Raw genomic sequence first — 12,126 nt, forward strand, 5'->3', positions numbered from 1 at the left:
CCACCGCTTTCGCCAGGGTCCGGACCAGCGGCGAGAGCATCGGACGGGTGCCGACCCCCGAACGCTGGCCGGCTTCCGGGGTCCGCCTGTCTTCCTCCGGGGCGGGGCTCGGAGCTCGGCCCCGTCCGGCCTCTCAAGGAGTGTCGGACGCGGAGTGCCGCCCCTCACGAGGTAGACGTCTGAGGGTGAACGATCCCGACACCCCTGGTCAGGTCCCGCCCTCCGAAATCGACTACGCGGCGGTCTTCCGCGCGTTCCCGGGTCCGGCGCTGCTCCTCACCCCCGACCTGGTCATCGTGAACGTCAACCAGGCCTTCCTCGGCCGGTCCGGTCGCAGCCGTGAGGAACTGGTGGGCCGTTCGGTCTTCGAGGTGTTCCCCGTGAACCCCGCCGACCCCGAGGCGGCGGGCAGCCGGCTGCGCGCCTCTGTGGCACGGGTGCTGGACACGGGGCAGCAGGACAGCATGGTGCTGCAGCGCTACGACATGGAGGTGCCCGGGCAGCCGGGGGTCTTCGAGAAGCGGTACTGGAGTCCGGTCAACGCTCCGGTCTTCGGGCCGGACGGGCAGGTGGCGTGGATCATCTCCCGGGTCGAGGAGGTCACCGCGCTGGTCCGCGCCCGCGCCCTCCTGCAGGAGTCCGGCGGGGTCCTCAGCGCCGAGGAGACCATGACGGCCACCCTGCTCGCCCGTTCCCAGGAACTGCAGGAGCTCAACGAGCGGCTGCGCCGCGCGCACGCACGTGAACGCGAGATCGCCGTCGGCCTGCAACGCGCCATGCTCCCGACCGTCCCGCCGGGATACGGCGAGGTCGCGGTGCGCTACCGCCCTGCCACCAGCGCCCTCAACGTCTGCGGCGACTGGTACGACTTCCTCGACCTCGGCCAGGACCGGCGCGCGGTCGCGGTCGGCGATGTGGTGGGCCACGGCCTGGAGGCCGCCGGGGTCATGGGGCAGCTCCGCGGCGCCCTGAGCGCCGCCATCCGGGCAACGGGCGAACCGGCCGGCGCCCTCAAGGCGCTCGCCCTGCACGCCCTCACCGTCGAGGGCGCGCTGGCCACCACGGCCGTCCAGACCGTCATCGACCTGACCGCCCGCACCATCACCTACAGCCGCGCGGGCCATCCTCCGCCCCTGCTGCTCCACCCCGACGGCTGCGCGGTCGAAGTCCTGGAGGAGGTCGCGGACCCGCCCCTCGGCGCCTGGGACCTCGACACGCCCAGGAACCAGGCCATGCTGTCGTACGAGCCGGGCGCCACGCTCGTGCTGTACACCGACGGACTGATCGAGCGCCGCGGCGAAGACATCGACACCGGACTCGAGCGCCTCACCCACAGCCTCGCCGACCACTGCGGCTTCTCCCCCGAGGACCTGGCCGACGCGCTGCTCACCGATCTCCACCCGCCCCGGAGCGACGGGCCCGACGACGACACCGCCCTGGTCGTCGTACGACTGTGAGCCGGTGCGCGGCTCGCGAGCGGTGCGACCGACGAGGCCGACGTCCTCCACCCCAACCGCGGCTGGCCCACAGACGAGGAACTCGCTGCCGTCACGGACGCGCTCGCACACCCGGCGCGGCAGATCCGTTCCGAGGCTGCGGCGCCGGCGGCCCTACTGACCGCGCGGGCGATCAGCGAGCGCCTCGGCAGCCCGGTCGAGAGCCTGCCGTGCCACCTCGGTCGCGGCGGCCGGGCTGCTGCCGATGCGTTCCAGGAAGCGCAGGTTGTTCACCACCTGCGCGAGGAACGCGGCAAGCGTCGTACGGTCCCGAGCCGTACGGCAGTTCCCGACCAGTTCCGCCATCCCGTCCAGGTAGGCGCCGACCGGGAAGTGCCGCTCCCACTCGCCGGCCCCGGCGATATCGGCGCGCTGCTCCAGCAGCCCCCGTGCGGCCTGCTCGACGAGCTCGTGCTGCGGATCCTCGGGGAGTTCCGGCGCCTCCGTCGTCAATCGCTGAGCGGCGAGCTGCCGGCGAAGCATCTCCTCGGAGGCTTTCAGCAGTCGCTCGACTTCCTCCGCCGACCTGCCGTCCGCGCTCACCCGTGCACCGCCGGGCAGGTCGAGGGAGAACGTCTTGTCCTTGTGCCGCTCGACCAGAGCCCACTCGTCGCCGGTCCGGGACGCCGCGAGCAAGGCGATGGAACCGGTGCGTATGTAGCAGGCGACGGTTCCCAGAACCACGGCGCTGGGCCGGTCCAGCCACGCCACGTCATCGATGATCAGAGCAACAGGACTGCTCTCGGTGGCGGTCCGGGACAGAAGGACATGCACGGCGTTCGCGACGGCGAGCAGCTCGGTCGGCCGCCCTTCGGAAAGCCCCCGGACCGCCTGACCCTGATGGCCAAGGAACGCGGTGGCCTCGACCTGCGCCAGCAGGTCCTGTTCTACCCGGTCACCGATGCCGCCTTCGACACCGGCTCCTACCACCAGTTCGCCGAGGGCTACTTCCTGCGCCGCGACGGCATGCAGTGGTTCTGGGACCAGTACACGACCGACGAGACGGAACGCGCGCAGATCACCGCCTCGCCGCTGCGCGCCACCACCGAGCAGCTCACCGGCCTCCCGCCCGCCCTGGTCGTGACCGCCGAGGCGGACGTCCTGCGCGACGAGGGCGAGGCCTACGCCGGCAAGCTCCGCGCCGCCGGCGTCCCCGTAACCGCCGTCCGCCACCAGGGCATCATCCATGACTTCGTCATGCTCAACGCCCTGCGCGAGACCCACGCCGCCCAGGCCGCCATCAGCCAGGCCATCAGCACCCTGCGCACCGCTCTCGGCACCGCCTGAGCGGCCCGGACCACGACCAGCACACCACGCCCGCATGCCTGGGCAAGCCCCTGGGGCCTTGCCCAGGCATGTGCGTGAGGTGGCCCGCCCTTGCTGAAGCACGTGCGGCCTTTGGCCGCCGGCGCCGAACCGCCTGACGAACCAGGCCGGTCGGACCGTGACCGCCCAACGGCGATGCGGGCGCGGGCCGGTCATGCGACGGATGCCGTGTCGATCAGCAGGACGCGGTGGTCGAGTTCGCCTTCGCGGGTCCGTGCGCCGGCCTCCACGGCTGCGCGCATGCCTCGCTGGACCGCATCCCCTGGGACGGCAGCGAGAACGCCTGTTCAGTCGAGGACGGCGGTGGCTTCGATCTCCACCAGGTGCTCGGGTACGTCCAGTGCCGCAACGCCCAGCAGCGAGGCAGGGGGTGTCGCGGTGGCCCCCAGCTTCGCGGCCGCCCGACCGAGCCCCTCCATGAGCAGGGGCATCTTGTCGGGGGTCCAGTCGACGACGTAGACGGTCAGTTTCGCCACGTCGTCGAAGGAAGCGCCGACCTCGGCCAGGGCGGTACCGATGTTGACGTAGCACTGCTCGACCTGCGCGGCGAGGTCGCCTTCGCCGACCGTGACACCGTCGACGTCCCAGGCGACCTGCCCGGCGATGAAGACCAGCTTCGACCCGGTCGCGATCGACACCTGCCGGTAGGCGTCGATTTCCGGCAATCCGTTGGGGTTCACCAGGGTGATGGCCATGCTGCCTGCCTCCATTGCTACGAGAACCGCTCTCTTGCGGTTACTGGGAAACCGTAGGAGAGTGGCCGCTGACATGGAAGAACGCACTTTTCGGTGACAGGGGAACCTGATGGTGACCAAGCAGTTCAGCGGCTCACCCGAGGATGCGGACCTGAGGCGCGCGGACTCGCTGGCGCGGGAGATCTTCTCGAACGTCGCCAACAAGTGGGCGCTCCTGGTCATCGAGGCCCTCGGCGAACACACCCTGCGTTTCAGCGAGCTGCGGAACGAGATCGAGGGCGTCAGTCACAAGATGCTCACCCAGAACCTGCGCATGCTGGAGCGCTACGGTCTGATCGAGCGGACGGTGCACCCCGTCGTGCCGCCCCGGGTCGAGTACACCCTCACCGAGCCGGGCCAGGCACTGCGGGTGACGATCGACGGACTGTGCGACTGGACCCACCGGTACCTCGGTCACATCGAGGCCTCCCGCCGCAGCTTCGACGCCTGACGGACGGAGCGCTCGCCTGCCGCCCCGCCGCGCGGGTCCACGAGCGCACCGCTTCAGGCCGCGCCGGACACCCGGCCCCACCCGGTAGGCGAGGACGACCGCCTGGACACGGTCCCGCAGGCCGAGTTTCGCCAGGATCCGTGACACGTGCGTCTTGACCTTCTCCCGCGACGACCTGCCGGTACGAGGCCACCGGTACCGCCGACAGGCCCGCTGTCGCGACCGTGACCGGCGGGGTGTTGCGCGGCGGGGTGTTGCGCGGCGGGGTGTTGCGCGGCGGGGTGTTGCGCGGCGCCTCGGGGCCTTGCCGAGCGCCCTCTCGCCGTCTTGAGGCCATAGGGCACAGTCCATGCGCGCCCTTGACGCCACGCCCCCGGACTTCGGGCGATGGCGCCACGAGGCGCACCATGTGCCACCACGTGACACCACAGGGCGCCATCCGGCGCCATCTGGCGCCACAATGACTTGCAATGGCGCCATTCTGGTGCCACTATCTCTCCATGGACCTGACCCCCTACGTCGATCACCTCCGCCGTGAGCTCGCGGTCGCCGCGAACGCCGGCGGGGACGAAGCCCGCGCCCTGGCCGAGCGGCTGACCGCGCCGCTGGAGTCGGCCGCCCGACTGACCCTTCTGAACGCGTTGTCCGCCGCGTCGGACGAGATCACCCGTGAGCTGGCGCCGGGCTCTGTGGACGTACGACTGCGGGGACTCGACCCCGAGTTCGTGGTGACGGCGCCGCCCGCGCCCGAGGCGCCCGGCGAGGGCGCGCCCGAGGCGACCGCACCGATGGCGCCATCGGTGGCACCGGTGGCACCACTCGCGGCGGACGGCGACGAGGGCGGTATGGCCCGCATCAACTTCCGACTCCCGGCGCCCCTCAAGGCCCGGGTGGAGGACGCGGCCGGCCAGGAGGGCTTGTCCGTCAACGCCTGGCTCGTACGTGCGGTTGCCCTCGCCCTGGAGCCGGGCGCACCGGCCCAGCCGGCGCGCGCCCCGCGCCACGGCCAGAGCATCCGGGGCTGGGTCCGCTAGCCGGATCTCCCCACTGCCGCAGCACCACTCCACCACCGCCCCACCTGCGCGAACACACTCCAGAGCCAAGAGGACGGGACAGCCATGCCTTCTTACGAAACCGCCGAACCCATCACCGTGACCCTCGAGTTCGACATCGGCAATGTGCGGATCACCGCGAGCAAGCGCACGGACACGGTCGTCGAGGTGCTGCCGAGCAACGGCGCTGACGACGCCGATGTACGGGCGGTGCAGCAGACCAAGGTCACCTACGCCAACGGCGTCCTGACCATCAAGGGGCCCAGGAAGCGCTCCCTGTTCGGCAAGAGCGGATCGATCGACGTGACCGTCGAACTGCCCAACGGCTCGCACCTCCGGGGCACCTCCCCCATGGGGGACTACACCTGCGAGGGACCGCTCGGGGAATGCCGCGTCAAGACCTCGCTCGGCGACATCCTGCTCGCCGAGGCGGGTGTCACGCACCTGCGTACGGACCACGGGGACATCCGCGTCGACCGTGCCGTGGGCGACGCCGAGATCCACGGGGCCGGCCGGATCGAGATCGGCGAGATCGCGGGCTCGGCGACGGTCAAGAACGGCAACGGTGAGACCGCGATCGGCGAGATCACCGGTGGCCTGAAGGCCAACTCCTCCAACGGCCGCATCACGGTCGGCGTCGCACACGCCTCCGTGGAGGCCAAGTCCGCCAACGGCGCCATCCACCTCAACGACGTGACCCGGGGCGTGATCCAGCTCCAGACCGCCGCCGGCGACGTGGAGATCGGCATCCGCGAGTCCACCGCGGCCTGGCTGGACGTCAACTCCCGGATCGGCACCGTCCGCAACTCGCTCGGTACCGCCGAGGGCCCCGGCACGTCCGACGAGACCGTCGAGATCCACGCCCGTACCGGAGTCGGCGACATCGTGATCCGTCGCGCCTGAGCTCTCTCCACCAACGAGGCGCCCTGAGGCGCCCCACACACCCCGACACCCCACACCCCGACACCCCCGGAGCGTGTCGCCGTCCTCGCGACGGCGACGGCGCGAAGCGGGCTGCCGATTTCACACGTGAAATGTCACATTGCCCACGACCATCGGAAAGCGGACTCCATGACCATGACGTCCACCACCACGGCCTCACCGGCGATCTCCGCCCTGGGGTTGCGCAAGGCGTACGGCGACAAGGTCGTCCTGGACGGCATCGACCTGGCCATCCCCGAGGGCACGATCTTCGCCCTGCTGGGCCCGAACGGTGCCGGCAAGACCACCACCGTCGAGATCCTGTCGACACTCGTCGCCCCCGACGCCGGCCAGGCCCAGGTCGCCGGCCACGACCTCGCCCAGCGTCCAGAAGGCGTGCGCTCCGCGATCGGGGTCACCGGCCAGTTCGCCGCCGTCGACAACCTCCTCACCGCCGAGGAGAACCTGCTCCTCATGGCCGACCTCCAGCACCTGCCCCGTCGCGAGGGCAGGCGGCGCGCCACCGAGCTCCTGCACCGGTTCGAGCTGACCGAGGCCGCCCGCAAACCCGTCGTCACCTTCTCCGGCGGCATGCGCCGCAAGCTCGATCTGGCGATGACCCTGGTCGGCGACCCGCAGATCATCTTCCTCGACGAACCGACCACGGGACTCGATCCCCGCAGCCGCCGCACCATGTGGGAGATCATCCGCGCCCTGGTCGCCGACGGCGTGACGGTCTTCCTCACCACGCAGTATCTGGAGGAGGCGGACCAGCTCGCCGACCGCATCGCCGTCCTCGACAACGGCCGACTGGTCGCCGAGGGCACCTCGGACGAGCTCAAGCGCCTCATTCCCGGCGGGCACATCCGTCTGCGGTTCGCGGACGCCGTCGAACTCGACGCCGCCGCACGCCACTTCGGCGCTGCGGCCCGCGACCACGAGGAGCTCACGCTCCGCATCCCCAGCGACGGCAGCATCCCCGCCCTGCGCGCCGTACTCGACGTGCTGGACGGCGCGCCCGTGCAGGCCGAGTCGCTGACCGTGCACACGCCCGACCTCGACGACGTCTTCCTCACCCTCACCGGTCACAGCACCCCCAACACCGCTACGGAGATGGCCCGATGAGCACCCTCACGTATGCCGTCAGCGACTCGATGACCATGCTGCGGCGCAACCTCAAGCACGCCCTGCGCTATCCCGCGATGACCGTCTCCGTCGTCGCCATGCCGGTGATGATGCTGCTGCTGTTCAACTACGCCTTCGGTGGCGCCCTGGGCGCCGGAATCTCCGGTGGGCCCACCGGCGGCGCCGAGTACATCGACTACGTCGCTCCCGGCATCATCCTCATGGCCGCGACAGCCGGGGCGGTGGCGACGGCGGTCGGCGTCTGCGTCGACATGACCGAGGGCATCGTCAACCGCTTCCGTACGATGTCGATCTCCCGCGCCGCTTTCCTCACCGGACACGTCGTCGGCAGCGTCATCCAAACCATGGTCGCCATCGCGCTGGTGATCGGCGTCGCGCTCGCGATCGGCTTCCGCCCCGACGCCACCGCCGTCGAGTGGATCGCGGCGATCGGCCTCCTCACGATGCTCACCCTGGCGCTGACCTGGCTGTCGGCCGGCATCGGCCTGGTCGCCAAGACCCCCGAGTCGGCGAGCAACACGCCCATGCCGCTCACCTTCCTGCCCTTCCTCGGCAGCGCCATCGTTCCGACCGACTCGATGCCGACCGGGCTGCGCTGGTTCGCCGAGTACCAGCCCTTCACCCCCGTCATCGAGACCCTGCGCGGCCTCCTGATGGGAACCGGCATCGGCAACAGCGGATATCTCGCGCTCGCCTGGTGCGTCGGTCTCACCCTCGTCGGCTATGTCTGGGCGCGATCCGCCTTCGGCCGTACCGCGAAGCGATAAGTACCGCCCACCCCACCGTCCACGCACACAACTCTCTCCTCGGAGGACCTCGTGCAGCACAAACCGTCGCCCCGCCCCGGAACCACCGACACCACCGACACCACCGACACCACGGCCACCACCGAGCCCGTCACGTTACCCACGCAGCGCGTGGCGGGATGCCCCTTCGACCCGGCAGCCGGACTGGCGGAGCTGCGCGAGGAGCGGCCGCTGGCCCGGATGTCGTACCCCGACGGGCACGTCGGCTGGCTGGCCACCGGCTACTCCACGGTCCGCTCGATCATGGGCGACAGCCGTTTCAGCTCGCGGTACGAGCTGATGCACTACCCCTTCCCCGGGGGGCCCGAGGGCCCGTTGCCGCCCGCCCCGGTCGGCGACATGACCGGGATGGACGCGCCCGGGCACACCCGCTTCCGGCGGATCCTGACGGGCAAGTTCACCGTCCGCCGGATGCGGCAACTCTCCGACCGGGTCGCGGAGATCACCGCCGAGCACCTGGACGCGATGGAGCGCCGCGGCCCGGGCACCGACCTGGTCGAGGCTTTCGCCCGCCCCCTCCCCGCGCTGATGATCTGCGAGCTGCTCGGCGTGCCCTACGCCGACCGTGAGCGATTCCAGGAGCACGCCCACACGATCATGTCCATGGATGCGACGCCCGAGGACAAGTACGCCGCCTTCGTCGGACTCCAGGAGTACATGGGCGAGTTGGTCGCCGCCAAGCGCGCCGCACGCTCCGACGACCTGCTCGGCGACCTGGCCCAGGACTCCGACCTCACCGACGAGGAGCTGATCGGCATCGGGGGCTTCCTGCTCGCCGCCGGGCTCGACACCACCGCCAACATGATCGCCCACGGGACGTTCGCGCTCCTCACCAACCCGGCCCAGGCCGATGCCCTGCGTACGGACCCGGACCTCGCCCCCCAGGCCGTCGAAGAGCTGATGCGCTACCTGACCATCGCCCACACCAGCGTGAAGTCCGCGCTGGAGGACGTCGAGCTGGAGGGCCGGCTCATCAAGGCGGGCGAGAGCGTCACCATCTCGCTGGAAGCCGCCAACCGGGACCCGGAGCGGTTCCCCGACCCCGACGTCCTCGACCTGCACCGCAAGGCCACGGGACACCTGGGTTTCGGACACGGCATCCACCAGTGCCTGGGCCAGCAACTGGCCCGCGTCGAGATGACGGTGGCCCTGCCCGCGCTGCTCGAACGGTTCCCCACGCTGCGGCTGGACGTGCCGGCAGAGGAGGTGCCGCTGCGGACGAACATGAACATCTACGGCGTGCACCGGCTGCCGGTCACCTGGGACGAGGACTGATCCCATGGACGTCCGAGTCGACCGCGACCGCTGCCTCGGGGCCGGAATGTGCGCCCTGACCGCCCCGCAGGTCTTCGACCAGGACGAGGACGAGGGCCTGGTCGTCCTGCTGAACGCCCAGCCGCCGCAGGAGCAGCACGCGGCAGTCCGCGTCGCCGCCGGTGTGTGCCCGGCCTCGGTCATCACCGTCACGGAGCGGGGATCCTCCCCCGCCTCGTAACCGCGGCGGCCTCTCCGGAAGTGTCACCTCCGAGCGACCGCCCCTGCGCGGGCAACTCCCCACCGGCGGCCCTGAGTCATGGCGGTTACCAAACCCGCCCGTTCTGATGCCGCCCGCTCACCACAGCCCCACGCGGGTCCCACCGACACCGGTTCTGCCCCTGCGCGCGGTGTCCCTGGTGCCCGCTGAAGCACCGTTCCTCACCTGCAAAGACCTGGTCCGTCGCCGACGGCGCCTCCGGTGTGCCGTCGGCGACGCGACCGCCTCACAGACAGGACTCCTTCACCGTGGCTACGTTCCTCTCCAAACTGGGCCGCTTCGCCTTCCGAAGGCGGGGCCTGGTCGTCCTCCTGTGGCTCCTGGCCCTTGTCGGTGCGGGCTTCGCGGCCTCCACCGCCACCGCCCCGCCCGCCGACACCTTCTCGATGCCGGGGACGGAGTCGCAGAAGGCGTTCGACCTCCTCCAGGAGAAGTTCCCGGACGCCCGCGCGGACGGTGCCGCCGCCCGCGTCGTCATCCGCGTCCCCGGCACCGAGAAGATCACCTCCCCTGCCCGCAAGGAGCAGGTCGAGCAGTTCGCCGCCGACCTGGCCAAGGCACCTCAAGTCGAGCGCGTGGCCGACCCGTTCAAGGCGAACGCCGTGAGCGGCGACCGTACGACCGCGTACGCCTACGTCACGTACGAGGCGAAGGCCACCGAGCTGACCGACGCGACGCACGACGGTCTCACCGACGCGATGGAGCGGGCCCGGGACACGGGTCTCGTCGTCGAGGCGGGCGGCGACGCCGTCAAGATCGAGCAAGCGATGGGCGGTACGGGTGAGAAGATCGGCATCCTCGTCTCCGCCGTCGTCCTGCTCCTCACCTTCGGCTCCCTGGTGGCCGCCGGAATGCCCCTGCTGACGGCAGTGATCGGCGTCGGCATCGGGATCAGCGGCATCACCGCGCTCGGCAGCACCCTCGGCCTGTCGTCCACCACCTCGATGCTCGCGATGATGATCGGCCTCGCCGTCGGCATCGACTACGCCCTGTTCATCGTCTCCCGCTACCGCTCCGAGATCGCCGAGGGACGCGAGCGCGCGGAAGCCGCCGCCCGTGCCGTGGGCACCGCGGGCTCGGCCGTCGTCTTCGCAGGGCTCACTGTCGTCATCGCCCTGGCGGGGCTCGCGGTGGTGAACGTCCCGATGCTCACCAAGATGGGCCTCACCGCTGCCGGCACGGTCGCCGTGGCCGTACTCGTCGCGATCACGTTCGTACCGGCGCTCCTCGGGTTCGCCCCCGTCAGGGTCCTCGCCCGCAGGGACCGCAAGCAGTACACCGGAAAGCCGCTGTCGAAGCGTCAGCAGCGCAAGGCCGCCAAGCGCGAGGCCCGCCGCAAGCCCAACCTCGGCGCCCGCTGGGCCGGTCTGGTGCTGCGCCACCCCGTCGCCGTCCTGCTGCTCGGCGTCCTGGGTCTGGGCGCCGTCGCCGTGCCCGCCGCGAGCCTCGAACTGGGTCTGCCGGGCGAGGGCACGATGGCCCCGCACACCACCCAGCGCAAGGCGTACGACATGCTGTCCGACTCCTTCGGCCCTGGCTTCAACGGGCCGTTGACGGTCGTCGTCGAGGCGAAGGACGCGAATACGGCGGCGGAGCAGGTCCGCACGGCGCTGGAGACGGTCCGCGGAGTCGACGCCGTCTCGCCCGTCACCGCCAACCCGTCGGGCGACACCGCCCTCGTCAACGTCATCCCCGACACCGGTCCCACCGACACCAGGACCGAGGACCTGGTGCGCTCCCTTCGCGGCATGGCGGGCGGTCTGGAGTCCCGGACGGGCGCCGCCGAGATCCTGGTCGCCGGTCAGACCGCGATGTTCATCGACTTCTCGCAGACCCTGGACGACGCGCTGCTCCCGTACCTCTGCCTGGTCGTCGGCCTGGCGTTCCTGCTGCTCATGGTGGTCTTCCGCTCCGTGCTGGTCCCGCTCAAGGCGGCGCTCGGCTTCCTGCTGTCGGTGGCCGCGGCCCTCGGCGCCGTCGTCGCCGTGTTCCAGTGGGGCTGGCTGGCCGACCTCTTCGGCGTCGACCAGCCGGGCCCGGTGATGAGCACCCTGCCGATCTTCATGATCGGCGTGGTCTTCGGCCTGGCGATGGACTACGAGGTCTTCCTGGTGTCCCGGATGCGCGAGGCGTACGTCCACGGCGCCCGTCCCGGCGAGGCGGTCGTCACCGGGTTCCGGTACGGCGGCCGGGTCGTCAGCGCGGCCGCGATCATCATGACCAGCGTCTTCTCCGGCTTCATCGTGGAGGACAACGACTTCGTCAAGATGATCGGCTTCGGTCTCGCCGCCGCTGTCCTCTTCGACGCGTTCGTCGTCCGCATGGCCGTCGTGCCCGCCCTGTTCGCCCTGCTCGGCAAGTCCGCCTGGTGGCTGCCGAAGTGGCTCGACCGGCTCCTGCCGAACATCGACGTCGAGGGCGACAAGCTGACGAACCACCACGCGACGCCCTCGGAGCACTCCTCACGAGAGCACCACCTCGTGGGCTGACCGCCCAGCAACCCTCCGAGGCCCCGGGAACCCGCAACACCGGGCGATCCGGCGTCAGTTACGTGGGTGTGTTCGCCGGACCGATGTCACCATCGCGTCTGGAGAGCGGCCGCAGCCCGAACAGCTACACGGAAAGCCGCCCATCGGCCCGGCCCGGATGCGGGCCGGGCC

11 protein-coding genes and 1 pseudogene are annotated in these 12,126 nt (G+C 70.8%); 10 read left to right on the plus strand and 2 right to left on the minus strand.

Going from position 1 to position 12,126, the window contains the following annotated elements; translation table 11 throughout:
* Nucleotides 1-185: 185 nt before the first annotated feature.
* Nucleotides 186-1,457: a PP2C family protein-serine/threonine phosphatase gene (locus tag ACFU5O_RS26060; RefSeq protein WP_384244267.1), complete on the plus strand. Its 1,272-nt coding sequence runs from the start codon at nt 186-188 to the stop codon at nt 1,455-1,457.
* A 153-nt stretch (nt 1,458-1,610) separates the two neighbouring features.
* On the opposite strand, the gene ACFU5O_RS26065 is transcribed toward ACFU5O_RS26060, so the two are convergent.
* Entirely contained in the window at nt 1,611-2,207 is a 597-nt protein-coding gene (locus ACFU5O_RS26065; RefSeq protein ID WP_384244268.1) for a hypothetical protein, read from the minus strand.
* Between the two features lie 117 nt (nt 2,208-2,324).
* Between ACFU5O_RS26065 and ACFU5O_RS26070 the strand changes: the two are divergent.
* Nucleotides 2,325-2,783 (plus strand): annotated as a pseudogene (locus ACFU5O_RS26070) (alpha/beta hydrolase fold domain-containing protein); the annotation flags it as partial.
* A 326-nt stretch (nt 2,784-3,109) separates the two neighbouring features.
* On the opposite strand, the gene ACFU5O_RS26075 reads toward ACFU5O_RS26070, so the two are convergent.
* Complete coding sequence (locus ACFU5O_RS26075) at nt 3,110-3,517, minus strand: RidA family protein (RefSeq protein WP_384244270.1); 408 nt, start codon at nt 3,515-3,517, stop codon at nt 3,110-3,112.
* 109 nt (nt 3,518-3,626) lie between these two features.
* Here ACFU5O_RS26075 and ACFU5O_RS26080 point away from each other — a divergent pair, with 109 nt between their 5' ends.
* From ACFU5O_RS26080 to ACFU5O_RS26115, 8 genes are all read left to right on the plus strand, one after another.
* Nucleotides 3,627-4,007, plus strand: coding sequence for a winged helix-turn-helix transcriptional regulator (locus ACFU5O_RS26080; protein WP_384244271.1), 381 nt, complete (start codon nt 3,627-3,629; stop codon nt 4,005-4,007).
* Nucleotides 4,008-4,507: 500 nt separating this feature from the next.
* On the plus strand, nt 4,508-5,041 hold the full coding sequence (locus ACFU5O_RS26085) for a hypothetical protein (protein WP_384244283.1): 534 nt from the start codon (nt 4,508-4,510) through the stop codon (nt 5,039-5,041).
* Between the two features lie 84 nt (nt 5,042-5,125).
* Nucleotides 5,126-5,962: a DUF4097 domain-containing protein gene (locus ACFU5O_RS26090; protein ID WP_384244272.1), complete on the plus strand. Its 837-nt coding sequence runs from the start codon at nt 5,126-5,128 to the stop codon at nt 5,960-5,962.
* A 168-nt stretch (nt 5,963-6,130) separates the two neighbouring features.
* Nucleotides 6,131-7,105: an ATP-binding cassette domain-containing protein gene (locus tag ACFU5O_RS26095; RefSeq protein WP_384244273.1), complete on the plus strand. Its 975-nt coding sequence runs from the start codon at nt 6,131-6,133 to the stop codon at nt 7,103-7,105.
* Complete coding sequence (locus tag ACFU5O_RS26100; RefSeq protein WP_384244275.1) at nt 7,102-7,893, plus strand: ABC transporter permease; 792 nt, start codon at nt 7,102-7,104, stop codon at nt 7,891-7,893. The genes ACFU5O_RS26095 and ACFU5O_RS26100 overlap by 4 nt, the downstream gene beginning before the upstream one ends.
* A gap of 51 nt (nt 7,894-7,944) precedes the next feature.
* Entirely contained in the window at nt 7,945-9,207 is a 1,263-nt protein-coding gene (locus ACFU5O_RS26105; RefSeq protein ID WP_384244276.1) for a cytochrome P450, read from the plus strand.
* A 4-nt stretch (nt 9,208-9,211) separates the two neighbouring features.
* Nucleotides 9,212-9,427, plus strand: coding sequence for a ferredoxin (locus ACFU5O_RS26110; RefSeq protein WP_384244277.1), 216 nt, complete (start codon nt 9,212-9,214; stop codon nt 9,425-9,427).
* Nucleotides 9,428-9,714: 287 nt separating this feature from the next.
* On the plus strand, nt 9,715-11,955 hold the full coding sequence (locus tag ACFU5O_RS26115) for an MMPL family transporter (protein ID WP_384244278.1): 2,241 nt from the start codon (nt 9,715-9,717) through the stop codon (nt 11,953-11,955).
* The last annotated feature ends 171 nt before the right edge of the window (nt 11,956-12,126 follow it).

The organism is Streptomyces sp. NPDC057445 (assembly GCF_042802855.1).
Taxonomy (GTDB): domain Bacteria; phylum Actinomycetota; class Actinomycetes; order Streptomycetales; family Streptomycetaceae; genus Streptomyces.